At 70.8% G+C, this 22822-nt stretch carries 28 protein-coding genes; 14 read left to right on the forward strand and 14 right to left on the reverse strand.

All coding sequences use genetic code 11. The features are described from left to right. Positions 1–11: 11 nt before the first annotated feature. From ACPXB1_RS15390 to ACPXB1_RS15440, 11 genes are all read left to right on the forward strand, one after another. Positions 12–545 (forward strand): winged helix-turn-helix domain-containing protein, encoded by a 534-nt coding sequence (locus ACPXB1_RS15390; protein WP_355596339.1) that lies wholly within the window; start codon positions 12–14, stop codon positions 543–545. A gap of 127 nt (positions 546–672) precedes the next feature. Continuing rightward, the gene (locus ACPXB1_RS15395; protein ID WP_355596337.1) at positions 673–1692 is read left to right on the forward strand and encodes a 3-oxoacyl-ACP synthase III family protein; all 1020 of its coding nucleotides are present in this window, start codon (positions 673–675) and stop codon (positions 1690–1692) included. Then, positions 1685–3013 (forward strand): aminotransferase class III-fold pyridoxal phosphate-dependent enzyme, encoded by a 1329-nt coding sequence (locus ACPXB1_RS15400; protein WP_355596335.1) that lies wholly within the window; start codon positions 1685–1687, stop codon positions 3011–3013. Before ACPXB1_RS15395 ends, ACPXB1_RS15400 begins: the two co-directional genes overlap by 8 nt. Further along, positions 3013–4203 (forward strand): acyl-CoA dehydrogenase family protein, encoded by a 1191-nt coding sequence (locus ACPXB1_RS15405; protein WP_355596333.1) that lies wholly within the window; start codon positions 3013–3015, stop codon positions 4201–4203. Before ACPXB1_RS15400 ends, ACPXB1_RS15405 begins: the two co-directional genes overlap by 1 nt. 61 nt (positions 4204–4264) lie before the next feature. Then, the gene (locus ACPXB1_RS15410; RefSeq protein ID WP_355596331.1) at positions 4265–5602 is read left to right on the forward strand and encodes a peptide ligase PGM1-related protein; all 1338 of its coding nucleotides are present in this window, start codon (positions 4265–4267) and stop codon (positions 5600–5602) included. An 88-nt stretch (positions 5603–5690) separates the two neighbouring features. Then, on the forward strand, positions 5691–6953 hold the full coding sequence (locus ACPXB1_RS15415; RefSeq protein WP_425735441.1) for a diaminobutyrate--2-oxoglutarate transaminase: 1263 nt from the start codon (positions 5691–5693) through the stop codon (positions 6951–6953). 16 nt (positions 6954–6969) lie between these two features. Further along, the gene (locus tag ACPXB1_RS15420; protein ID WP_425735442.1) at positions 6970–8208 is read left to right on the forward strand and encodes an MFS transporter; all 1239 of its coding nucleotides are present in this window, start codon (positions 6970–6972) and stop codon (positions 8206–8208) included. A gap of 9 nt (positions 8209–8217) precedes the next feature. Continuing rightward, positions 8218–9732 (forward strand): pyridoxal phosphate-dependent decarboxylase family protein, encoded by a 1515-nt coding sequence (locus ACPXB1_RS15425; protein ID WP_425735443.1) that lies wholly within the window; start codon positions 8218–8220, stop codon positions 9730–9732. After that, complete coding sequence (locus ACPXB1_RS15430) at positions 9729–11069, forward strand: aminotransferase class III-fold pyridoxal phosphate-dependent enzyme (protein ID WP_355596324.1); 1341 nt, start codon at positions 9729–9731, stop codon at positions 11067–11069. The genes ACPXB1_RS15425 and ACPXB1_RS15430 overlap by 4 nt, the downstream gene beginning before the upstream one ends. Then, a complete protein-coding gene (locus tag ACPXB1_RS15435; protein WP_355596322.1) occupies positions 11069–11479 on the forward strand; it encodes a thioesterase family protein in 411 nt (136 codons plus the stop codon). The genes ACPXB1_RS15430 and ACPXB1_RS15435 overlap by 1 nt, the downstream gene beginning before the upstream one ends. Next, positions 11476–12465 (forward strand): DM13 domain-containing protein, encoded by a 990-nt coding sequence (locus tag ACPXB1_RS15440; protein ID WP_355596320.1) that lies wholly within the window; start codon positions 11476–11478, stop codon positions 12463–12465. Before ACPXB1_RS15435 ends, ACPXB1_RS15440 begins: the two co-directional genes overlap by 4 nt. Positions 12466–12536: 71 nt before the next feature. On the opposite strand, the gene ACPXB1_RS15445 is transcribed toward ACPXB1_RS15440, so the two are convergent. The 3 genes from ACPXB1_RS15445 to ACPXB1_RS15455 form a co-directional block, all read right to left on the reverse strand. Then, positions 12537–12920, reverse strand: coding sequence for a hypothetical protein (locus ACPXB1_RS15445; RefSeq protein ID WP_355596318.1), 384 nt, complete (start codon positions 12918–12920; stop codon positions 12537–12539). Positions 12921–13068: 148 nt separating this feature from the next. Further along, a complete protein-coding gene (locus tag ACPXB1_RS15450) occupies positions 13069–13656 on the reverse strand; it encodes a putative glycolipid-binding domain-containing protein (protein ID WP_425735444.1) in 588 nt (195 codons plus the stop codon). 29 nt (positions 13657–13685) lie between these two features. Further along, positions 13686–13865, reverse strand: coding sequence for a methyltransferase domain-containing protein (locus ACPXB1_RS15455; protein WP_425735445.1), 180 nt, complete (start codon positions 13863–13865; stop codon positions 13686–13688). Positions 13866–14081: 216 nt separating this feature from the next. On the opposite strand from ACPXB1_RS15455, the gene ACPXB1_RS15460 reads away from it, so the two are divergent. Continuing rightward, the gene (locus ACPXB1_RS15460; RefSeq protein WP_425735446.1) at positions 14082–14639 is read left to right on the forward strand and encodes a dihydrofolate reductase family protein; all 558 of its coding nucleotides are present in this window, start codon (positions 14082–14084) and stop codon (positions 14637–14639) included. Positions 14640–14694: 55 nt separating this feature from the next. Here ACPXB1_RS15460 and ACPXB1_RS15465 read toward each other — a convergent pair whose 3' ends face one another. Next, positions 14695–15030 (reverse strand): HEAT repeat domain-containing protein, encoded by a 336-nt coding sequence (locus ACPXB1_RS15465; protein WP_355628722.1) that lies wholly within the window; start codon positions 15028–15030, stop codon positions 14695–14697. Between the two features lie 188 nt (positions 15031–15218). After that, a complete protein-coding gene (locus ACPXB1_RS15470; protein ID WP_355596308.1) occupies positions 15219–15809 on the reverse strand; it encodes a DUF4240 domain-containing protein in 591 nt (196 codons plus the stop codon). Positions 15810–16090: 281 nt separating this feature from the next. On the opposite strand from ACPXB1_RS15470, the gene ACPXB1_RS15475 reads away from it, so the two are divergent. Next, a complete protein-coding gene (locus tag ACPXB1_RS15475) occupies positions 16091–16339 on the forward strand; it encodes a hypothetical protein (RefSeq protein WP_053655874.1) in 249 nt (82 codons plus the stop codon). A gap of 121 nt (positions 16340–16460) precedes the next feature. On the opposite strand, the gene ACPXB1_RS15480 is transcribed toward ACPXB1_RS15475, so the two are convergent. The 6 genes from ACPXB1_RS15480 to ACPXB1_RS15505 form a co-directional block, all read right to left on the reverse strand. Then, positions 16461–17621 carry an NADAR family protein gene (locus tag ACPXB1_RS15480; protein WP_355596306.1) on the reverse strand — a complete coding sequence of 387 codons (1161 nt, stop codon included), beginning with the start codon at positions 17619–17621 and terminating at the stop codon, positions 16461–16463. 96 nt (positions 17622–17717) lie between these two features. Continuing rightward, positions 17718–18143 (reverse strand): NUDIX hydrolase, encoded by a 426-nt coding sequence (locus tag ACPXB1_RS15485; protein ID WP_355596304.1) that lies wholly within the window; start codon positions 18141–18143, stop codon positions 17718–17720. Positions 18144–18210: 67 nt separating this feature from the next. Continuing rightward, positions 18211–18849: a DUF7003 family protein gene (locus ACPXB1_RS15490; RefSeq protein WP_355596302.1), complete on the reverse strand. Its 639-nt coding sequence runs from the start codon at positions 18847–18849 to the stop codon at positions 18211–18213. A gap of 29 nt (positions 18850–18878) precedes the next feature. Further along, positions 18879–19151: a hypothetical protein gene (locus tag ACPXB1_RS15495; RefSeq protein ID WP_355596426.1), complete on the reverse strand. Its 273-nt coding sequence runs from the start codon at positions 19149–19151 to the stop codon at positions 18879–18881. An 84-nt stretch (positions 19152–19235) separates the two neighbouring features. Next, entirely contained in the window at positions 19236–20216 is a 981-nt protein-coding gene (locus ACPXB1_RS15500; protein ID WP_355596300.1) for a zinc-binding dehydrogenase, read from the reverse strand. A 114-nt stretch (positions 20217–20330) separates the two neighbouring features. Then, the gene (locus ACPXB1_RS15505) at positions 20331–20849 is read right to left on the reverse strand and encodes a helix-turn-helix domain-containing protein (RefSeq protein ID WP_355596299.1); all 519 of its coding nucleotides are present in this window, start codon (positions 20847–20849) and stop codon (positions 20331–20333) included. An 82-nt stretch (positions 20850–20931) separates the two neighbouring features. On the opposite strand from ACPXB1_RS15505, the gene ACPXB1_RS15510 reads away from it, so the two are divergent. Next, the gene (locus ACPXB1_RS15510) at positions 20932–21330 is read left to right on the forward strand and encodes a nuclear transport factor 2 family protein (RefSeq protein WP_355596298.1); all 399 of its coding nucleotides are present in this window, start codon (positions 20932–20934) and stop codon (positions 21328–21330) included. Between the two features lie 82 nt (positions 21331–21412). Here ACPXB1_RS15510 and coaD read toward each other — a convergent pair whose 3' ends face one another. The 3 genes from coaD to ACPXB1_RS15525 form a co-directional block, all read right to left on the reverse strand. Continuing rightward, positions 21413–21871, reverse strand: coding sequence for a pantetheine-phosphate adenylyltransferase (gene coaD, locus ACPXB1_RS15515; protein WP_425735447.1), 459 nt, complete (start codon positions 21869–21871; stop codon positions 21413–21415). Positions 21872–21960: 89 nt separating this feature from the next. Then, the gene (locus ACPXB1_RS15520; RefSeq protein WP_425735448.1) at positions 21961–22404 is read right to left on the reverse strand and encodes an OsmC family protein; all 444 of its coding nucleotides are present in this window, start codon (positions 22402–22404) and stop codon (positions 21961–21963) included. A 51-nt stretch (positions 22405–22455) separates the two neighbouring features. After that, the gene (locus tag ACPXB1_RS15525) at positions 22456–22752 is read right to left on the reverse strand and encodes a DUF6582 domain-containing protein (RefSeq protein ID WP_355596293.1); all 297 of its coding nucleotides are present in this window, start codon (positions 22750–22752) and stop codon (positions 22456–22458) included. Positions 22753–22822: the final 70 nt, after the last annotated feature.

Below are 22822 nucleotides of genomic sequence, written 5' to 3' on the forward strand. Positions count from 1 at the left end.
GAGGTGACCGGATGAGCCACGTGGAGCGGGTGTCCGCCGCGGCGCTCGGTGATCTCGGGGTGGTGATCGTCAGGTGGCCGACGGAACTGCGGCGACGCGAGGAGTGCCGCCTGCGAGGGGTTCCACGACTGCTGGTCGTGGAGGCCGGAGTACCGGCGCCGCCCTGTCCGGACGCGCTGGAGGACTGGGTCCGGCTGCCGGTGGAACGCGAGGACGCCCGGGTGCGGGTGCGCACCCTGCTGGTCCGGGCCGCGCTGGCCGGCCGGCCGGTGGTGACCCGGCAGAACCTGCTGCGGGTCGGTGACCGTCAGACGCCCCTGTCCCCGCTGGAGGCGGTGATCATGCGCCGACTGGTCGCGTCGTACGGCGACGTGGTCGATCGCGGTGAGCTGACCGACCTGTGCTGGCCGGAATGCGACGCCGCGCCCAATGGCCTCTACCTGCAGATCCTCCGACTGCGCCGGCGCATCAAGCCCTTGCAACTGGTGATCCACACCGTCTGGGGGCGGGGCTACGTGCTCGAAACGGGTGAGAACGCGGCCTGACGCTGCCGCGATGCGCCGGTGACGGTCCGGTCACTGCCGCCGCCCTAGCGTGGGGTGCATCGACGTCCCCTCCTCGGGACCGATCCGAACTGATGACGGTCGCCGAGGACGAGTGCTGGGAGCGGTCATGCAATTTGGAATCATCGGTACGGGTTCGTACCTTCCACCGACAGTCGTCAGTAACGACACCCTCGTCGAACGGCTCGACATCGGTGCCGACTGGATCGTGGACAGGACCGGAATCCGCGAACGACGCCGGGCTCTGGACTCCGAGGCCACCTCCGACTGCGCCACCGCCGCCGCCCGTGAGGCGCTGGCGGCGGCGGGCATCACCGCCGACGACCTGGACTTCATCATCGTCGGGACATCCACACCGGACCACCCGCAGCCGGCCACCGCCGTCCTGGTGCAGCGGGACATCGCCGCGCACCGGGCCGCCGCCTTCGACGTGAACGCCGTCTGCACCAGCTTCGTCTACTCCCTCGACGTCGCCCGGGGGCTGCTGGGCGCCGACCCGCGGACCCGGTACGCGTTGGTGATCGGCGCCGACATCTACAGCCGCCAACTCGACTACACCGACCGGCGCACCTGCGTCCTGTTCGGTGACGGAGCCGGCGCTGTGGTGCTCGGCCCGGTGCCCGCTGGCCACGGGATGCTTACCTCGCGCCTCGTCAGCGACGGTCGCCTGCATGACCTGGTCCGGGTGCCCGCGGGCGGGTCACGGCTTGAGCGCGACGAGAACGCCCGCGCGTGCGGCGACCAGTACTTCAAGATGCGCGGGCGGGACGTCCGCACCTACGTCGAAGAGGTCTTCCCCGCTCTGCTCGACGAACTACTCAAGGACAGCGGCCTGGAGGCCGGCGACCTGGACCTGGTCGTGCCCCACCAGGCCAACGGGGTAATGCTGGACCGGGTGGCCACCGACTTCGGGCTTCGGCCGGACCAGCTGCACCACACCTACCCGCGCTACGGCAACACCGGTGCCGCGTCGGTGCCGGTGACCCTCGACGACGCGGTCCGCGGCGGACGGCTGCGCGGCTCCGGGTACGTCGTCCTGATCGCCTTCGGCGGCGGGATGACCGCTGGCGCTTCGCTGCACCGCTGGGCGGCGGACCGGCACGAGCACGCGGGCCTCCGCGATGGGTGAGACGAGCCGGGTGCTCCCGCCGGACCTGCGCACCGCGTACCCCCGGGCCACCCGGGCCGCCGGGTGCTACCTCTACGACGACCAGGGACGCGAATACCTGGACGGCTGCTCCAGCGCGATCGTGGTGAACGTGGGGCACGGCAACCCGGAGATCCTCGACGCGATCCGCGCCCAGCTGGACACCATCACCTACTGCTACCGCACCCAGTTCGCCAACGAGCCGGCCGAACGCCTCGCCGCCGAGCTGGTCCGCCTCGCCCCGGGCGACCTGAGCCACGTCCAGTTCACAAACAGCGGGTCGGAAGGCACCGAAGCCGCGATCCGGCTGGCCCTGCAGTACTGGCAGGAGGTCGGCCGACCCGGACGGCGGCTCGTGGTGTCCCGGGACGTCAGCTACCACGGCGCCACGCTCGGCGCGCTCGCCGTCTCCGGGCACGAATCGCGCCGTCGCCCACTGGCCGCGCTGCTGCCGGACATGCCGCGCGCCCCGCGCGCCGACTGCCACCGGTGCCCCTTCGGCCTGACCCGGGACACCTGCGCGCTGGACTGCGCGTCCGCCGTGGAGCGGACGATCCTCGCCGCCGGTCCGGAGAACGTCGCGGCGTTCATAGTGGAGCCGGTCGTCGGGGCCGCCGGCGGCGCTGTGCCGGCCCCGCCCGGCTACCTGACCGCGGTCGCCGAGATCTGCCGGCGCCACGACGTGCTGCTCATCGCCGACGAGGTGATGACCGGACTCGGGCGTACCGGCCGCTGGTTCGGCGTGGACGCCGAATCCGTCGCTCCGGACCTGCTCGTGCTCGGCAAGGGTATGAGCGCCGGTTACCTGCCGATCGGTGCCGTGCTCGTCGATGCGCGGATCCACGCCGCGATCCACGACGGCAGTGGCACCAGCGCGCTCGGGCACACCTACAGCGCCAATCCGCTCGCCGCGGCCAGCGCCGCCGCCGTTGTCGACTTCCTGGTCCGACACGACGTACCGGCGCGGGCCGCCCGGGCCGGCGACCGCTTGCGGCGCGGGCTCGCCGCGGCGCTTGCCGCACGCGGCGTGGTCGCCGACGTCCGGGGCGCCGGCCTGCTCCTCGGTGTCGACTTCACCGCGCGCCACCCGGGCCGGGACCAGGGCGTCACGGCCGCCGCGATGGCCGCCGCCGCGTTCGAGGAGCGACTCCTGCTCTACCCGGCGGGCACCGACGCGGTGCCCCGGGCCGTCATCGTCGCCCCGCCGCTCACCATCACCGACGCCGAACTGGACCAACTCGTCGACCGGTTCGCCGCCGCACTCGACCGGGTCGTCCCCGTCGCCGACCGAAGGAGCACCTGATGAAACTCGGCTGGACCCCGCAGCAACGGGCACTGTCCCACCACTACGAGCAGCTGGCCCGCGACGCCGTCGCGCCACGCAGCGCCGCGCACGCCGCCACCCGGCAACTCGACAGGTTGTCCTGGCGGGAACTGGCGAACCAGGGGCTCTGGCGGATCCCGGTGCCGGAGTCCCGAGGTGGTGACGGGGGGACCTGGTGGGACTTCTGCGCCGCGCTGGAGGGCATCGTCCGGGGCAGCCGTGACCTCGGCTTCTGCCTGTCCCTCATCGCACACGCCGGCCTGCTGCGCGCCGTCGTCCGGCACGGTGACGACACCCAGCAGCACCACCTCGACCGGCTGATGGTCGGCGCGGTGGGCGCCACCGCGCTGACCGAGGAGCGCGGCGGGTCGGACGTGGCCCGGGTCAGCACCACCGCGCACCCGGTCGACGGCGGGCACCGGCTGGTCGGCGTCAAGGTGCACATCACCAACGCCCCGGCCGCCGACCTGATCTACGTACTCGGCCGGGTCAGCGGTCTGCCCGCCAAGCGGGACGTCACAGTGTTCCTTGTCGACAGGCACCAGCCCGGCATCCGCACCGGGGCCGCGGAGGAGATGCTCGGCAACGGCTCCAGCCCGACCGGCGCGATCAGCTTCGACGGGGTGCACCTGGACGACGCGGACATCCTGGGTGTGCCCGGCGACGGGCTGAGCCTGACCTACGACACCATCACCCTGGACCGGCTGCTCTACGGCGTCGTGGGGGCCGCCTACCTGGAAGGGCTCCTCGACGACACGCTGCGCTTCGCCCGCGGGCGCACCGCGTTCCACCAGCCGATCACCGAATTCCAGTACGTCCAGCGCCGGCTGACCAACATGAGGCTGGCCATCGAGACCACCCGGTGGATCTCCTACGCGGCGCTGGACCAACTGCTGGCCGAGCACCCGGACGCCGCGCTGATGTCGTCGGCGGCGAAGCTGACCGGCTCGGAGAGCCTGGCGGCGGCAGCCCTGGACGCCATGCAGGTGTTCGGCCACGCCGGTTACGAGGAGGGCGACGTGTCCCGCGCGGTCCGCGACTCGCTCGGCACGCTGATCGCCGGCGGCACCTCGGACATCCAGCGCAAGAACATCTTCACCCAAATGATGAAGAAGCCGGTCGCGGTCGTCCCGAACCGGCCGGTCCTCGCCCCGCTTCGCGCGGCCTGACACCTCCGACACCCCTGACACTGCCCCGTCGCCGCCGTGGCGGCGGGCGGAAGGAGCGAACATGTCCCGGATCGTCATCGCCAACGTCGACAGCGACGCCATGTGCGGCAACGACATGCCGCCGGAGATCCATGCCCTCAGCTCGATGTGCTGCTGCCGCCTGATCGTGATGGCGGAGAGCGAGCAGGACATGGTCGTCGTCCCGCACTCGATCTCCGACGAGTTCATCCGGTACGTCAACGAACTGCTCGGCCGCAACCTGTCCGCCCGCAACGTGGTGGTGCCCCGCGACGGGGACGAGAAGCAGCTCATCCTGAACGACGAGTCCCTCAACGACGGGTACGTGGCGGCGGAGATCCGGTCCCGTGCCGGCGGTTCGGTGGCCGGCTGGGAGCTGGAGACGTACTTCTCCGACCGGGCAGCGGTCACCCTGGCCGAGGAGCTGCAACTGGCCGGGGCCGGCCCGGCGCGCAACTTCCTGCGGGCCGGCGGCGCGGAGACGTACAACAGCAAGGTCCTGTTCCGGCAGCTCGCCGAAGCCATCGGCGCGCCGGTGGCGGAGGGACGGATCGCGGCAAGCGAGCGGGAGTTGGCCGGCGCGATCGCCGAGCTGATGGACCGCACCGGCCGGGTCATGGTCAAGCAGGACCTCAACTCCGGCAGCGCCGGCAACACCGCGCTGACCTCCTTCGACGAGGATGTGCTGACCGGCGCGTCGCGGGTGCGGCGGCTGACCCGTGGCGCGGACGTCGCCGAGGTGGCCCGCGAACTCTGGACCGAGGTCGCGGTGCAGCGCAACACCCGCGTCGTGGTGGAGGCCTACCACTTCTCCCAGGCGGTTCACTACACCGAGCACTACGTGCACGGCCCCGGGCGGGCGCCGACGCTCATGAACTTCGGCGAGATGCGAATGGAGCCCACCTTCATCGGGTTCGAGATCCCCTGCCAGCGCCTCGGCCCGCAGGACATCGGCGAGATGATCGCCCACGCCACCAACCTGTGCCGGGAGGCCGGCGACCGGGGCTTCACCGGCTACATGAACGTGGACTCGATCCTCACCGAGGACGGCCAGATGCTCTTCACCGAGGTCAACGGCCGGATGGGGGACTGCACCCACATCGACTACCTGGCCCGCGCCCTGGTCGGCGACGACTACAACCGCACCCACGTCGTACTCACCCGCAACTGGTTGAAGGCCACCTCCTTCGGCGCGACCCTCAAGGCCCTCGGCGAGGCCGGGGTCCTCTTCGACCACGACACCCGCTCCGGTGTGGTCATCCCGATCGAGGACACCGACCGTTCGGGGACTGTCGACTACATGGTCATCGGCCACGACGCCGCGCACGCCCGCGACATCGAGGCCCGCACCCTCGACGTACTGCGGGCGCAGACCGCCTGACCGCCGCGGTCGGCCCGGCGGCCCGCCGGGCCGACCTCGCCCGCCCACCCACCCGGTGTCCGACGGCACCATGAGGGAGTCGATACCGATGTCCGAGAAAACCGCGTGCCAGCGGTACGAGTCGCAGGTCCGGTCCTACTGCCGCGAGTTCCCCGTCGTCTTCCAACGGGCCGACGGCCCGTACATGTGGGACGTGAGCGGTCGCCGCTACGTCGACCTGCTGTGCGGCGCCGGGGCCCTCAACTACGGCCACAACGACCCGCACATCGCCACCGCGTTGCGCGACTACCTGCTCTCCGGTGGCCCGGTCACCTCTTTGGATCTGTACACGGTGGCCAAGTCGCGGTTCGTGGAACGCTTCGTCGACGTGGTGCTGCGTCCCCGGGGGATGGACCACGTCCTGCAGTTCCCCGGACCCGCCGGCACGCTCGCCGTCGAGGCCGCGATCAAGCTGGCCCGCAAGGTGACCGGACGGACCAACGTGATCGCGTTCAGCGGTGGCTTCCACGGCGCGTCGCTGGGTTCTCTGGCCCTCAGCTCCTCGCCGCTGCTGCGTCGCGCGGCCGGTACCCCGCTCGGCGCGGCCACGATCCTGCCGTACGACGACGGGTCCCCGGCGGCGCTCGACCACCTGGAGCGGATGCTCCAGGACCGAGGTGGCATCGACCCGCCGGCCGCGCTGGTGGTGGAAACCGTGCAGGGCGAGGGCGGCCTGACCGCGGCGTCCGCCGCCTGGCTGAGCGGCGTGCAGCGGCTGGCCCGCGAGGCCGGCGCCCTGTTCGTGGTCGACGACATCCAGGCCGGCTGCGGCCGCACCGGCAGCTTCTTCAGCTTCGACGGGACCGACCTGCGGCCCGACATGGTCTGCCTGTCGAAGTCCCTGTCCGGGCTGGGACTGCCGATGGCGATGGTCCTCATCCGCCGGCAGCTCGACGCGTGGCAGCCGGGGGAGCACAACGGCACCTTCCGGGGCAACAACCTGGCCTTCGTCACTGCGGAGGCGGCCCTGGACCACTGGACCGACTCAGGTTTCCTGGCTCACGTCGACCGGTTGGCCGCGGAGGTCGGCGGGTCGCTGCGCGAACTGGCCGACGCCGAACCCGGCGGCGGCGCGACGGTTACCGGACGCGGGCTGATGAGTGGCCTCCGGTTCGACGAGCCCGGCCGTGCCGACCAGCTCAAGCGGCGGCTGTTCGAGTGCGGGGTGATCGCAGAGACCTCCGGTGGGGGACTGGTGCTGAAGTTCTTCCCCGCCCTGACCATGACCGTCGCCCAGTGGCGGGAGACCGCAGACCTCGTCGGGGACGCGATGACCACGCGTCGCAGCCCGGCGGCCGTGCTGGGCGCCTGAACCAGGAGGGAACGACATGCAGAGGTTGACACCCGCCGCGCGCCTGATCGTGGTCGGCGGCGCGCTGACCAACATCGGCACCTTCGGCGTCGCGCCGTTCCTGGCGGTCCTGATGGTCCGGCTTGACTACACCGCCGCCGAGGTCACTCTGGTCCTCGGTGCCAACCTGGTCGCGGCCCGGCTGCTGCCGCTTGCCGCGGGGCTGCTCGGCGACCGGGCGCACCACGTCCGGGTCATGATTCTCGGCCTGGCGGTACGCGGCCTCGGCCTGACCGGGTTCGCGTTCAACGACGACGTCGGGTGGTTCCTGGTCTGCTCGGCCCTGGTCGGCATCGGTGGCGCCGGCTACGAGCCGAACGCGTACGCGGTGCTCGCCGCGGAGCCCGACGAGCAGCGCCGGGCCCGGGGCTTCACCCTGCTCAACCTCGGCCAGAACATCGGCGCGACCACCGGGCCGCTGATCGGCGGCGCGCTTGTCGTCATCGACGCCCGCGCGCTGTTCCTGGTGGCCGGCGCGCTCATGTTCGCCACCGCGCTGGCGTTCGCCGCGCAGCGCCGGCACCTGCGCACCACTGCCACCGACGTGCCCGTGCACCAGTCCCTGCGGCGGGTCTTCACAAACGGTCGGTTCCTGCGGTTCGGCGCGGCGATGGCGTTGTTCTGGTTCATCGACGCCCAGTTCCAGACCTCGCTGCCGATCTACGCGGCGGACCTCAGCGGACGGCTGGAACTCGCCGGCACGGTGCTGGTGGTCAACGGCCTGGCCGGCCTGGTGGCGTTGCTGCTGCTGCGCCGCCAGTTCGAGCGGCGTCCGGCCCTGTCGCTGAGCGCCACCGGCTTCGCCGTGGTGGCGGTCAGCATGGCGGCCATCGCTTTGGTGCCGCAGCTGTGGTGGCTGCTGGCGTGCGTCGCCGTCTACACAGTGGGCGAGACGCTGGTCTTCGTCACTGCCGACATCTACATCGCCGAGGTTGCCGACACCCGCGACGCGGCGGCCTTCTTCGGCGGTCACGACGTCTTCTGGGCCGTCGGCGGCACGATCGGCTACTTCGCGGGCACCGCGCTGATCGGCGACGGGGGACCGGGCGTGTGGCTGGTCTTCGCCGGCGCCGCCGTCCTCGGCTACGCGTTGCTGATCCGCGACCGACGGCGCGCGGCAGGCGGTCCGGACGCCGGTGGCGCACCGACCGGCCAGCCGGGCGACCCGGCGGCATCCATGCCGGCCGGGACCGCCCCGACCGGCCCGGCACGGTGAGGAGACCTGATGACCCGGCCCGGGACCTACGATCGCCCCGCACCATCCACCGCCGCCCGCCCGGCACCGGCTCTGGCCGGCACGCCGGACGGCATGGCCGAGGTGCTGCGGCTGGTGACGGCGGCACTGACCGAGACCGCCGCCGGTGACCGAAGCCGGGGCGGCCCGGCTCCGGCCGGCGGACCGGACACCGTCACCGCCGGCACGGCTTCGGCCCTCGGCCCGGTCCTGCCCGACGTCGGAGTGGGCGCCGACCAGGCGCTGCGCACCCTCGCCCGGTCGGTCGCCGTCGGCTCGGTCAACCCCGCCCACCCGTACTGCGTCGCGCATCTGCACGCTCCGCCGCTGGCCGTCGCCGTCGCCGCCGACCTGGTGGCAGGCGTCCTGAACGCCTCCCTGGACTCGTGGGACCAGGCGCCGTCGACAAGCGCGCTGGAGCGCACTGTCACAGGGGAACTGGCCCGGCTGGCGTACCCGGTCTCGCCCGCGCCGGACGCCCTGGTCACCACCGGGGGCACCGAGTCGAACCTGGTGGCGACCCTGCTGGCCCGCGAGCGGGTGCTGCTCGCCGGGCGGCCGGACGCCCAGTCGGCCCTGCGCGTGGTGTGCGGCGACAACGCGCACCACTCGGTGCCACGGGCGGCGTGGCAGCTCGGCCTGCCGCCGGCATTGGTGGTGCCCAGCCGCGACGGCGTCCTGCACCCCGTCGACGTCGCCGCGGCGCTGGCCGGGGTGGACACGCCGGTCCTGCTGGTAGCCACCGCCGGCACCACCGACCGGGGCGCGCTGGACCCGCTGCCCGCGCTGGCCGGCCTGGCCCGGTCCCGTGGGGCGATGTTCCACGTCGACGCCGCCTACGGCGGGGCTCTGCTGCTGTCCGAGCGGCGGCGCGCCCTGCTGACCGGGTTGGACCGGTCCGACACGGTCGGGCTGGACCTGCACAAGCTCGGGTGGCAGCCGCTGGCCGCCGGCCTGCTGGCGGTACGGGACGCCGGTTGGCTCGCACCGCTGGACCTCACCGCCGACTACCTCAACGCCGACGACGACGTGGCAGCCGGGTTGCCATCCCTGCTGGGGCGGTCGATCCGGACGTCCCGGCGGGCCGACGTGCTGAAGATCGCTGTGACCCTGCGGGCACTCGGCCGGTCCGGGCTCGGCGACCTCGTGGACCGCTGCTGCGACCTGGCCCGCGCGTTCGCCGCCGAGGTCCGGGCGCGGCCCAGTGTGCAACTGCGGGAGGTGCCGATGCTGAGCACCGTGCTGTTCCGGCCGGCGCCAGCTCGCCCGGGTGGCCGGGTGGCCGACGACCTGATCACCGAGGTACGCCGACGGCTGCTCCACAGGGGCGTCGCCGTCCTCGGGCGGGCCACCCTGCCCGGACCACACGGCGACGAGTCCTGGCTGAAGGTCACAGTGCTCAACCCGTACACCACCATCGGTGAGCTGGCGGCGCTGCTCGACCTGGTGGAGGCCACGTACGCCGATCTGTGCGACGACAGGACCGACCAGGAGGAGACGACATGACAGCGACGACAGCGACGTCCGCGCTGGTGCTGCCGCACGGCGGTCCACCCGGCGCCCACCCCGCCCGGCTGCTGTGCGACGGCGCCGGGGTGCGGGTCCGCGACCGCGCCGGACGGACCTACCTCGATGCGGCCGGCGGGCTGGACGGGGTGAGCCTCGGTCACGCCCACCCCGAGCTTGTGGACGCCGCCGCGCGACAACTGCGTCGGCTGCCCGCCGGCCCGGTGGGGCACCGGCAGGCCAGCGACGCGGCCTACCACCTCGCCGAACGGTTGGCCGCGACGGTGCCCGGGTTCGACCAGGTCTACCTGGACAGCTGCGACTCGGCAGCGGTGGACACAGCGGTCCGGTTCGCCCGCTACCACCACCGCGCCCAGGGCCGGCCGCTGCGGCGGCGGATCCTCGCGGTCGAGGGCGCGCTGCACGGCTGCACCGGCTTCAGCGCGGCGGCCAGCGCGCAGCCGGCGGTGTCGCACGGCTTCGCCGACCCGGACGCCGGTACGGTGCACCTGCGCCGGCCGCCGCATCGGGCCGCCGCCGGGGCCGCCGCCGTCGTCGCCGAACTGGTCGACGAGCTGACAGCTGTGATCCACGAGCTGGGGCCGGACACCGTGGCGGCCTGCGTCGTCGAGCCGGTGCTTACCGCCGCAGGCGCGCTAGTGCCTCCGGCGGACTACCTGCCGGCGATCCGCGCGGTGCTGGCCCGCCACGACATCCTGCTGATCGCCGACGAGTCGGTGACCGGGCTGCGCCGGACCGGACCACTGACCTGCACAGGCGTGCTGGACCCGCCGCCCGACCTGCTGGTGCTCGGTCCCAGCCTCACCTCGGCGCACGTCCCGCTGGCCGCGGTGCTGGTGGGCCCGGAGGTGAGCGCCTCGCTTGTCGCCGGAGCGGCGGTGATCGGCGGTCTCGGACACGGCGGCCCGACCGCCGGACACCCACTGGCCTGCGCCGTCGCCGACCGGGCCCTGGACATCCTGGCCGACCCGGAGACCGGGCGCCGCGTGGCCGCCCTGGCCGACCACCTGGCCGGCCGTCTCGCCGGTCAGGCCGACCATCCCGCCGTACGGGAGATCCGCCAGGAGGGGCTGCTCGCCGCGTACGTGCTGCACCCAGGGGACCGGGAGTTGCCGTACGACGCGGTCGCCCACGAGGCCGCCGAGCTGGCCGCCGAGCGGGGTCTGTTGGTGCGGGCGTACTCCTCGGCGGTGGTGCTCGCCCCGCCGCTGACGGTGACCGAGAACGAACTGGACGACATGGTGGCCCGCTGGGATGAGGCCCTGCGGGCATTGCCGGCGGCACCCGCCGCCACCGAGTCGAAGGGACATTGGTGATGAAGCCGTCGACGACGGAGCTGAGCTGCACGGTCCGCCACCGGGTGGCGGACCGGGACACCGCCGGCCACTGGGGCAACGACCTGCCCGTGCTCGCCACGCCGGTGCTGTTGTGGTGGGGCGAGACCACTGCGATGCGGGCGGTCGAGGAGCACCTGGAGGACGGTGAGATGACCGTCGGGGTGTCCCACGACTCCGCGCACCTGGCACCGACCCCGCAGGGCCGGGAGGTGCGGATCAGCGCCCGGCTGGTCGAGCGGCGGGGTCGTCGGCTGGTCTTCGAGGTATCCGCGTACGACGACTGGGAGTTGGTGTTCCAGGGCCGGCACACCCGGGCCGTGGTGCGCCGAGACGAGTTCGTCGAGCTGGTGCGGGGCAAGGCCGAAACGACGACAGGGGTGACGTCATGAGTGACCACGAGCGCTGGCGCAGCTTCGACTCGCCCGGCTCCGGCCCGGCCGGCCCGCCGCCGTCGGGTTCCGGCGGCGCAACCTCGGGGCCACCGCCGCCGGTCGGCGCGGGACCCGGGCGCCCGTCGGACGGCTGGCCGCCGGTGAGCCCGCCGTTCGGAGGCCCACCGCCGGCCGGCGCGAACGCAACCCGCCAGTTCCCGCCGGTACACGACCGGGGGCGGGATGCCGACGGCCCGCGCGCCGACCGCCGGCGGGGACGCTCGCCGCTGGTGGTGCTGCTGGTGCTGGCCCTGCTCGGCGGAATGGTCGGTGCTGGCGCCTACTGGTTCCAGCCGTGGAAGCTCGTCACCGACCGGACGGTGCAGGAGACACTGCCGTCGGTGCCCGACGCTCCGCCGGCCAGCCCGGAGACCGATGACGACGGCGCGCAGGAGGATCCGGCTGCGGAGACCCCCGCCGGGGACGATGCCTCCGAGGACGAGTCGGGCGACACCGAGGATGAGCAACCGGCCGACGGGAGCGCCGAACCGGACGCGGAGTCCGGTGCCGACGCCGACCGGCGGGAATCGGAGGACTCCGGCGGCGACGCCGAGCGGGACTCCGGCGGTACGTCGAGCGGCGACGACGGCAACCGCCTGTTGCTGGCCGGCGAGTTCATCGACCACGAGCACGACACCAGCGGAACCGCCCAGCTCGTCGAGTTGGCCGACGGGCGCAGGCAACTGGTACTGCGGGACCTGGACACGTCCAACGGCCCGGACCTGTTCGTACGGCTGAGCGACCAGCGGGTGGTCCGGGGTACCGCCGGATGGGACGCCTTCGAAAAAGGCCGGTTCGTGGACGTCGCCCGGCTCAAGGGCAACCGGGGAGACCAGGTGTACGACATCGATCCCTCGGTCGACCTCGACGGGCTGACGAGCCTGAGCATCTGGTGCAAGCGTTTCTCGGTGTCCTTCGGAGCGGCGTCGCTGCGCGCCGGCTGACCCGGTCCGGCAGCACGACGGGCGCGCCTCCCGCTCAGTGGGAGGCGCGCCCGTCGCGCTGCCGGCGACGCTCATTCGGCCAGCCGCAGGGACGACACCGGCCGCGGGGTACCGTCCGTCCCGGTCGCCGCCACGGTCCGGTCCGGCGCCGTGGCCGGCGGTGCGCTCTGGTCCAGCGTGGTGGTCGCTGCCACGGTCTGGTTCGGCGCGGTGGCCGGCGGCGCGGTCGGGTAGACCGCCCGTACCGCTGCCAGCGCCCACGCCATCCGTCGCACCGCGATCTCTGGATGGTCGCCGAACTCGCTGGCCAGCCGGGCGGCGCAGCCACCGACCCGGTAGCGCCGCAGCGTCGACGCGACGACACAGCGCACCTCCCCGGGCCGGATGGGCTGCGAGCACTGCAGGTCCGAGACGAACAGCGCCTCGGCCCGGATCGTCTCCAGTCGGGTGGACATGCCGCACCTCCGTGTGCCTGTGGTCCCCTCGGGACGTGCTCGTCCCGCCCCTGTTCGGTGGCGGAATCCCCGGCCGGCGTTACGGCTCGTCCGGCGTCGGGACACACGTTTTCCACAGGGCCTCCGCGGCGGGGCCACCCGGCCTGGCTCAGCCGGCGCGTACCGCCAGGCCGGGGTAGTCCAGGACCAGACCGGACCTGTCGTACACCAGGCGGCACTCGACCTCGAACGCCGGCGCGGCGTAGTTGTACTGCTGGCGTCCGTCGGCGTCGGGGGCGCGCAGGTAGGTCTGTTCGAGGCGCTCGACGCGCATCTCGCCGACCCGGACGTACGCGGCCGGCGCCTCCGCCTGCCCGCCCACCGGCAGCCCCATCCGGTGCGCGGGCAGGGCGTTTGTCATCACCGAGGACTCCAGGTCGACGTCCAGGCAGCCGTCCAGGTGCGGCGCGTGCTCATCGTTCACCCACCACCGACCGTTGCCGTCGCTCTCCAGCCGCACCTCGTCGGGCCCGGACGGGCCGCGGCGGGTCACCGACACGCGGCGGGTGAGCCAGGCGTCGTCCACCTCGACTGTGTAGTCGACGATCCACGGCTCGCCGTCCTCGACCGCCGTCGTGCAGCCCTGCATGAGGTGGCCGCCACCGCTGCGGAAGTAGACGACCTCGAACCCGTTGCGGGCGTCGAGATGCCGCCAGGCGGCACTGGCCGGGGGAGATCTAAACGACATGTCGGTCATAATCGCACAACGGGTACCCGGCGCACGTCCTACTCGGTGGTGTCGTGGTCGCCGCCCCACGGTGGCGGCGGTAAGGAAGAACGTGACAGCGTACGTGAAACGACGGGCTGAGTGTCGTAGTCGGGGTCCGCCAGCACGACGCGACCGCCGGGACGGACGACCCTGATGATTTCTGCGATTGCGCCGTGCGGGTCGGCAAGGTGTTGCACGGTCCGTCGACATCGGTGAACCCGTGCACGATGGGCAGCCTATTGCGGCGCTCCGGCGATGCTTGCCGTGCACGCAGCTCCGGGCTTTCAGGTCTTCACGGCGCGGCACTTTCTCGTATAGGCGGAGGGACAGGTAGACAACGCATATCCGGATGTGATGCGACGCGGCTAATGATGGTGCGGCCCGATGCCTCAGCGGCACTAGACTCCCCGGCCATGGGATTGCTCACCTTCAGCATCAACATCACTGTGGACGGTTGCGTCGACCACCAGGAGGGAATCGCCGACGACGAAACGCACGCCTTCTTCACCCGTCTCTTGGAAGAGAGCGGCGCGATGCTGTGGGGTCGCGTCACCTACGAGATGATGGAGGGCTACTGGCCGGCCGTCGCCCGCGGTGACGTGGAGGCGCCGCCGGCCCTACGCGAGTGGGCGGTCAAGCTGGACGCTCAACCCAAGTACGTGGTGTCGTCGACGCGCACGGACTTCCCGTGGACCAACAGTCACCACATCACCGGCGATCTGCGTGAGGGCGTGCAGAAGCTCAAGGACGCGACCCCGGACGGGGTCCTGGTCGGAAGCGGCAAGCTCGCGACCGAGCTCGACCGGCTGGACCTGATCGACGAGTACAAGCTGCTTGTTCAACCCATGATCGCCGGCCACGGCCCGACGCTGTATCAGGGCGGGCTACCCGCCACTCGCCGGCTCGAACTGCTCTCGGCGGAGCCGCTGAGCAACGGCGTGATGTCCATGCACTACCGCCGCGCGCGCTGAATCACCGAAGTCGAGATCGCGACCGGGCTGACGTCAGGCCAGTGCCCTTTCGCCGTCAGGGGATCAAGCCTGTAGCGCGGGCTTGGTGTATGTGGCGACGTGCCGGTCTGGTATCGAGCTTTTCGAGGCCCCTGACAGCCCAGGACCGCAGCGATTCGTCGTCGCCGTGAAGTTGCTCGACCAGCACCGGCAGAGCTTGTTCCGAGTGGGCTTCGCCGATCAGTTCGAGCAACCAGCAGCGCAGGCCATGGGCGGTCTCGTTGTTGAACTCGGTGATCAGCTCATCGAGGTGCTGCGCGGCGTAGGGTCGCAGCTGGTGAAACCCGTCCTCTTGGGTCTGTGCATCGTGGTTACGCATCAACCGCATGGCTTGCTGGAATCGGTTCGCCACGTCGTCTCCGGTGCGCTGCCTCGTTTGAGCGCGCCCGCTGCATGATCATGATTGGTTTGTGAGGACAACCGAAGATCGTGCAGTGGCCGCGAGGAACAGCGTAAACCCTGCCCGTTGGCAACTGGTTGCTCGAGGATGCTCTGGTGTGACCACGCCTTCCGAGCGGCGGCGGAGTTCAACGGCCGAGATCAATCCTCGTCGGGGACGAGGAACAACCCGGCCAGCCGGGGCAGCCGACGCCGCATCTCGTCATCGTCATCAAAGTCGAAGTCCTCACCCATGTCGGGCTCGCGGCCTGCGTCACTGCCGACCGCAACTTGCTGACGGGCTTCCATCGCCTCGTAGAAGGCATGGTCATCGTCCGTGACCCGCTCGTAGGCCACGCTGGCCACGTAGTTCACCGACTCGGCGAACAACACGCCGCCGTCTTCCTCGGTCGCCGCATGTCGCACCACGGCATGGTCGGCCAGGACGTCGGGAGAGGCCAGGACGCGTTCGTACCACTCGCGCCCCAGCGTGATCACTCCCGCCCGGAAGTCCATGAAGCTGTCGTCCGAGCATCTCCCGCCGATCAGGTACGCAGCCGCCCACACGTCCCAGCGGTAGAGCGCACCATGCAGCTGGTCGAACAGGTCCTGGAACTCGAGGATGCGCTCCGGTGATGTTGCAGCCAAGCGCGTCACCAGCGCCGCGGCAACGGCCTCACCGGCGTCGCCGGTCCGCCCGTCGAGACCCTCCCCGGCCGTTTCCACAACCGCCCAGAACTCATCAACGTTCACGGCGCGAGAGTTTCCCACGGCCTACCGACACAACTCATACCTCTCCATGGCCATAGCGGCGTGGCCTGCGGGGAGCCCTTGATCCGTTCCTGGCTGCCCCGCGGCTCCCGCGAGGCGCCTAGCCAGGACGAGTTGACACGCAGCCTGGGGATGCCGACACACGTTGACGATCTCAGCTCGGCTGTTGCGACAGCTGTCCGTGTCTGCCAGAACTGTGGACTTGGAGCGCGGGTGATCGGCGGTACGCGGACAATGGCGGTATGAAGCGAGAGGTTCGCCTGATGCGGTTGACTGGGACGCGCGCCAACGGCGCGGTGGCGACGGGCGCGGCGGCTACAGGCGCGCGGGCTGCGGGGGCGGCGTCGCTCGGCGCCCTGGCTGTCGGGGCGCTGGCTGTCGGGGCCGTGGCTGTCGGGGTGCTCGTCATCGGGCGGCTCGCCATCCGCCGGGCGGTCGTGCGGGAACTGCGCGTCGGCCGGTTGGAGATCGACGAACTGGTGGTGCACAGCCGACCCGGCGCCGAGGGATAACCCCACTCGACGGCCGGCGCCCACGCATTCGCTGGGAGAGCCGCGACGAGATCCACGAAGCGTCGCCTGCTGGTGCCGACTCCAACGCCCAAAGGGCTAGGAGTTGCGATGGTGAGGAATGTCAGAAGTCCCGCGAGCCGTCGCCATGAAACGCCGGAAGGGAAATCCCGGCCCTGACGGCGGCGAGTTCGGAGCGGATGACTTCCAGCAGCCGGCCGATCCAGTTGGTGGCTCGTTCACTGCCGACGGACCAGTAGGCGGAGAAGTCGACGTAGACGATGTGGGCGTCACCGCTGGCGAGCAGGGTCTGTGCCATCTGCGGGTGTTGGGTGTACTTGGCGCGCAGCAGGGCGGCCATGACGGCAAGGCGCGCCGAGGCCCAGTCGGCGCGGCGAGGTGCCTGCTCGGCGAGCTTGCCGGCGTCGTACCCCCTCGGGGCCGCGGTGATCTGGTCGTGCCAGTGCGGGTCGGGGGTTGAGAGCGCCCAATAGGCGTGCGTGACGCTCGGGTAGGTGTTCTCGCCGAGGGCGATGACGGCCGGGTAGTCGTTCTGGAGGACTTCGACGCCGGGAGGATCCGGCCAGCCCTGCGGGTAGACCGTCTTCTGGATCGTCAATGTGGGCTGTGTCGGGTGCTCGGGACCATCGGCGGGGACCCGCGCCTCCCAGGTCTCGATCGCGGTTTCCCGCTCGCGGAAGTACGCGACTGCCTCCGCCCGCGTCTGCTCGGTGACGATCGGTCCGTTCGGTCGGCCGAGCAGTGGTTCACCCAGGTCGGTGGCCAACATCTGCAGCGGAGCGTCCTTGCGGTCCATGTCGCCGAGGGCGTAGACGCGCAGGTGTTCGGGGATTGCCAGGTAGCGCTCGCGAACCGTACGCCGGTTGTCTTCGGTGGGGTCGGCCAGGTAGGCCGCCACTGCTTGCAGGCAGCGGCCGGTGGAACCCGGCCGATCGTTGAGCCGATCGATTTCGTCCGCGACCTCGCCGAGAAGCATCTTGTCGTCGATGGCGGAGCGAGCCTCGGTGAACCGCCACCCCGCCAAATGGTGCGCTGATGCCCACGCGCCGTCTTCGATGGTGGTCGCGACCCTGCCCTGGCGGAGTTGCTCGGTCAGCCCGTCCAGGTCGGTGAGCCCGCCGGTGCCGCAGTCGATCGCGCCGTCGGCGTAGACGACCAGATCGGCAAGGAAGTACGTGTCCATGTTGCGGGTGAAAATGGGCCGCCAGGTGCCCTCGATCCGTCGGCCGTCCACGGTGCGGTAGGTGCGGCGAAATCTACTCACCGGCGCACCGTAGTCCAACCGCTCCGAGGACGTCGCCCTGCCGTCGGCGGCTGAGCGGTGCGGCTGCTGCGGCGGCGTATCCGGAGATGGACTTGGTCAGGCTCGGGGTTCGGCGAGAACCTTGCCGAACATCGCACGGTAGCTGTGATGAGCCAGCGACAGTTCTCCAAGCGCCTCTTCGGTGAACCACCCGATGGCATCGTGTTCGTCCGGCGCGGCGTTGACCGGAGATCCCGTCCACGCCTCGATCAGCCAGATCTGCATGTCGAACGTGTCGGTATGAACCTCGTGCAGGGGCGGGCCCGAGGGCACCGCGATCTCGATGCCCACCTCCTCTCGAAGCTCTCGTGCAAGTGCCACGCCGGGCGGTTCCCCAGGCTCCACGTGTCCACCGGGCATGTCCCAGACGTCCGGATACCACCGACGCCGGGGAGATCGGTGGCACAGCAGCACCCGGTCGCCGTCGCGCAGCAACGCCGTGACGATGCGCGCTTTGGAGGAGCCCTCCGCAGAAGTCGACACAGTCGCATCGTGCCACCGGTCGCAGCCGACGGTGTGCCCTCAACAGCCTGCCGCTGCCTGCCGCCCGCTAGAGGCTTCCGGACTCTGGCCAGTTCGACCAGTGCGTGTTGGGTGGCAGGTCCGGCGCGTACCGTGTCACATCTCCTGTCGCCAGCACCTCGGCTAGCTGGCGGAAGGTCGTCGACTCACTGGGAGGTGCCTGGAGCGGGTCTGGGTGGTGCCACAGGTCCAGCCGTACGATCTCCGGGAGGTCGGCCGGGATCCGCCGCCGCAGCTCGACCTCGTCGGCAAGAAGCAGCTCCCGGTGATCCGGGACGAGCCGGCGAAGCACGTCGACAAGTTCCTCGCCCGGCTCGGCCGCCACCGAGATCCGCTGGCCTCGCACCACAATCGACGAACCGTTGTAGATCTCAGGCTCGTCTACGTCCTCGATCTCGTCCCAGTTGTCGACCCGGCTGAGAAAGTCGTCGTTGCCGTAGCCCGGCTCGCCCTCGGTCAGACAGTTGCCGAAGACGTGGAGGATGTCGATGAGATTGCCAGCCCTGGGCGAATATCCCAACGTCTCGACGATGAGCGCCCACCGCTGCGCGTCGCGGTAGGCGTGAAGCCTGGCATCGACCGCGTAGTTGTAGCCGTGGCCCAGGTCCGGAAACATGAATTCTTCGGCAGCGGTGTCGAGCTGGTCGAGAATCTCGGCGGAGCGCACGGTCGTGCAGTGTAGTCACGCCGAAGCGGTCACTCGACGAACGTGCCGTCCGAATTCATGATCTGGTCTCGCACCAGCGGTACGAATGCCGACAGCCCTCCGTGGTCCACGGCCACCGACATGCGGATGCGCCCATCGCCGTCGTGAACGGCGTAGCTGACAACGGTGTACCGCCTGCCGTCCTCGCCGACGACCTGGCGTACGTCCTTGTCGTCGACCATCGTCAGCCAGCCGTCGTAGTCCACACGTCGCCAGTCAGCCAAACGCGCGTCGGCAAGCCCTGCCGCTATCTCCTTGTCCATCCCCACGCGTGCAGCCTCTCACCGGGACGAAGGCCGCCCCCAGCGCCTGCCCTCGACACAGCCGACCGTGCGGGGGTGGCCTGCTCAACCAGCCGTCCGGTCACCGATCACCAACAGCGACTTGCCCACCGTTGCCCGCTCGGCAAGTGCACGGTGGGCATCCTCGGCACGCTCCAGCGGGTAGGTGGCACCGATCGCCGGCCGCAACCGACCCTGCGCGGCCCGTTCCAGTGCCAGGCCGAGCAGTTCGCGTACGGTCGCCTGGTCCGGTGGGCCGTCCAGCAACGGTGCGAGCACCCGAATGCCGCGGCGCGCGGCCGACTCGGGGTCCGGTTCGGCGAAACCGTCGGCTGTGCCGTAGGTGACGAACCTGCCGCCGTCGGCCACCGCCTCCAGCGCGGCGGTGCCGAGGGGGCCACCTGCCCCGTCGTAGACCAACGCGGCACCACCACCGGTCACCTCCCGTACCCGGTGGATCCAGTCCGGCCGTGTGTAGTCGATGCCGACCTCGGCGCCCAACTCGCTTGCCAGCGTCAGTTTGACGTCGCTGGACGCGGCGGCCACCACCCGGGCGCCGGCGTCGACGGCCAACTGCACCAGCAACGATCCGGCCCCGCCGGCAGCTGCTGAGACAAGCACCCATTCGCCCTTCTGCGGCCGACCCAGCCGGTCCAGCCGCAGTGCGGTCACGCCATCGTGTACCAGCGCCGCCGCTGCCTCGATGGCCAGCCCGTCAGGCACCGGCATGGTCTCCTCGACGTCCGCAACGACCCGTTCGGCGTACCCGGTGCTGGCCCATACGACCACACGCCTGCCGATCCACGCCGGGTCCACCCCTTCGCCGATCTCCACCACCGCGCCCGCACCTCCGCCACCTGGCACGTACGGCAACACCTTCGGGAAGAAGTCCTGACCCCAGCCGCTGCGCAGCAGGGTGTCGAGGAAGATGACGTCCGCCGCGGCCATGCCGACGACGACCTGGCCGTGGCCGGGTGCCGGGTCGGGCAACTCGCTGGGGGACAGCACCTCCGGACCGCCGAACACGGCCACCTGAATTGCGCGCATGCGTAACGCCCTTCACCGAGACAGCATCCCGGCCAGTGTTCAAGCTGAAGCGCGGTTGAGGTCAAGGCGCGACCGGAGTGCATGTCACGGCCGCCTGAAACACGAGGCCGACGGTCAGTCGCGGCTCAGGCCCGCAAAGATGACAGCGAGCGTACGGGCTTGCAGTTGCTTGTCCCACCCACCGTGCAGAGCGCCCTGGCACACGCTGGCAAGGAGCGCCATCACCTCGGGTAGCCGTACCGAATCGCCGACGACTCCGGCGGCCTGCGCCTGTGTCAGAAGCCTGCCCACCGCTTCCTCCAGGTGGCCCACCGCGTCCGGAAGCCGGATGTCCACCCCGGACCCGGCGAGCAGGTCCACGGCGGTCTTCTTCGCCGCGGCCTGTGCCACCGTGTGCGTGAAGAACGCGAAGAGGTCGAGGTCTCCGGCATCCTCGACGAGCTGCGCGAGCAGTCGTTTCATGATCGCGACGAGCAGGTCGTCCTTGGTCGGGAAGTGACGGAAGACCGTACCGATGGCAACGCCGGCTCGCCGCGCGACCTCCTCGGTGGAGGCGCGGGCGCCGAACTCGGCGAAGACCGCCTCGGCGGCGTCCAGGATGCGTGCCCGGTTGCGCTGCGCGTCGACACGCAACGGCGGCCCCTCTATCAAAATGAGCCTCCACTCACTATCCTCGGCGTACAAGTTGAGTCATGACTCATTATCGGGGGACGCCATGACACCAGCCGAGATCTTCGACAGCATGCGCGCCCGGTGGCTCGCGAACCTGCCCACCTACGAGGAGGACTCGCTCGCCGACGACGTGGTGATCGAGACACCGTTCGCCGCACCCGGCAGCCCTACGCGAACCGAGGGGAAGCAACGGGTTCTCGAGTACACGCAAGCCGGCAGGGCGGGGTTCCCGGTCCAGTTCCACGACTGCCGCAACCTGGTTGTGCACGAGACCGCCGACCCGGAGGTGATCGTCGTCGAGTACGAACTGGTCGGCACGCACACGGCGACCGGGGTAACCGCCTCGGCGCCGTTCATCGGGGTGCTGCGGACCCGGGACGGCAAACTGGCCCACTGGCGCGAATATCAGCACACCCTCGCCATCGCCCAGGCATTGGCCTGAACCACGATCGGGCAGCCACGGCGATAAGCAGGCCCAGCGTCGCGTCATCGTCACCCGCTTCCGAGTGCGGCGCTCGTCACCGTCATGAGACCGGCGGTGCGGACTCCGCCGCACGGTAGGCGCGTACCGCCGTCGACGAGACGGCAGCGAGATGCGTACGGGGCGGCAGCCAGACGGTCTGCATGCCGAGTTGCTCGTTCATCGCGGCGAGCTGGTATTCGTAGCGAAGGTCCGCAGCCGTGCGCACGCCGCGAACGATGACCGTGGCACCGCGGCGTAGGCAATAGGCCTGGGTAAGGCCCGTCCAGATGTCGACCTCGACGTTGTCCCAGGCTGCTGGCATTGCGTCACGAACCTGTACCGCCCTGGCTGCGGCCTCGGCGGTTGGTTGCTTGTCCGCGTTCACCGCGAGCAACACGATGATCCGATCGAACATCACGCGAGCGCGGGCCACGAGGTCGCGGTGTCCCGGCGTGAACGGGTCGAACGTGCCGGGATAGACAGCCAACAGACCAGGTGCCGCTCCGCTGTCCGCCGTCATTGCTCCTGCACCTCCACGGCCACGATCATCGCAGCCTTCCCTCGGCCGTACGGGATGTGGCGCCGTCGCCTTCGTCCCGGCCCGACCGCTCAGCCGGCGGCGGTTCCAGCCGCTTCGACGACCGTGACGGGAGTGCCCAGTTCGACGGTACGGGAGACGGTGCACAGTCGTTCGTGCGACTGCCGCATCGACCGGGGCAGCGCCTCGCGTGCCCGGTCACCGTCCGCGCCCTCCGGGAACGTCACTGTGAACTCGACGGTGAGATCGCGCATTCGGCTACCGCCGGCCTCGTCCCGGATCTTGTCGCCGCTGATCGTCACGGAGAACTGCGTCGGCTCGGCGCGACGGCTGGTGATGTGGTCCACGTTCACCGCCGTGCAGCCGCCGAGGGCAGCCAGGAGCAGCTCCACCGGCGTGAAGCTGGCGTCCTCGCCGGTGCCCATCGGCATCGATCCGCCACGGACGTTGCGCGCGACGTATCGCCCCACGCTGGTGCGCTCGACCGTCACCGAGCGGAAGCTGTCATCACTCATTGCAGGAAACTACCCTGGCACCGAGCCACCGCCCGCCGAGCGGTCGTCCGGTCAGTGGGCGGGGTTCGGCGTGTGGGGCAGGCGACCCAGCTGGTGCCAGTCGGTCTCGGCGACCTCGACGCCATAGTGTGCGGCCGCGGCGAGGATGTTCTGGAACGCCAGGTCGCGATCGGCGTCGTCCACGCCCTGCACCTGGTCGAAGCGGGCGATGGCGTTACGGACGTGCGCCGCGTCGGTAAGCGGTTCCTTGCGTTCGTCCGGAAACGCGAAGACTGTCGCCGGCAGCTCGCGCTTGTCCTTGTCGGTGAGGCTGCCGTGTTGCTCGTGGGGCTTCCAGGTGGACTTCATCGTCCACCTTTACCCGTTCGCCAGCCGCAGGCACCTCCGCAGCGTGATTTCGGCGCGACTCCGCAGGACG

The organism is Micromonospora sp. DT68, assembly GCF_049847245.1.
Classification (GTDB): domain Bacteria; phylum Actinomycetota; class Actinomycetes; order Mycobacteriales; family Micromonosporaceae; genus Micromonospora; species Micromonospora profundi.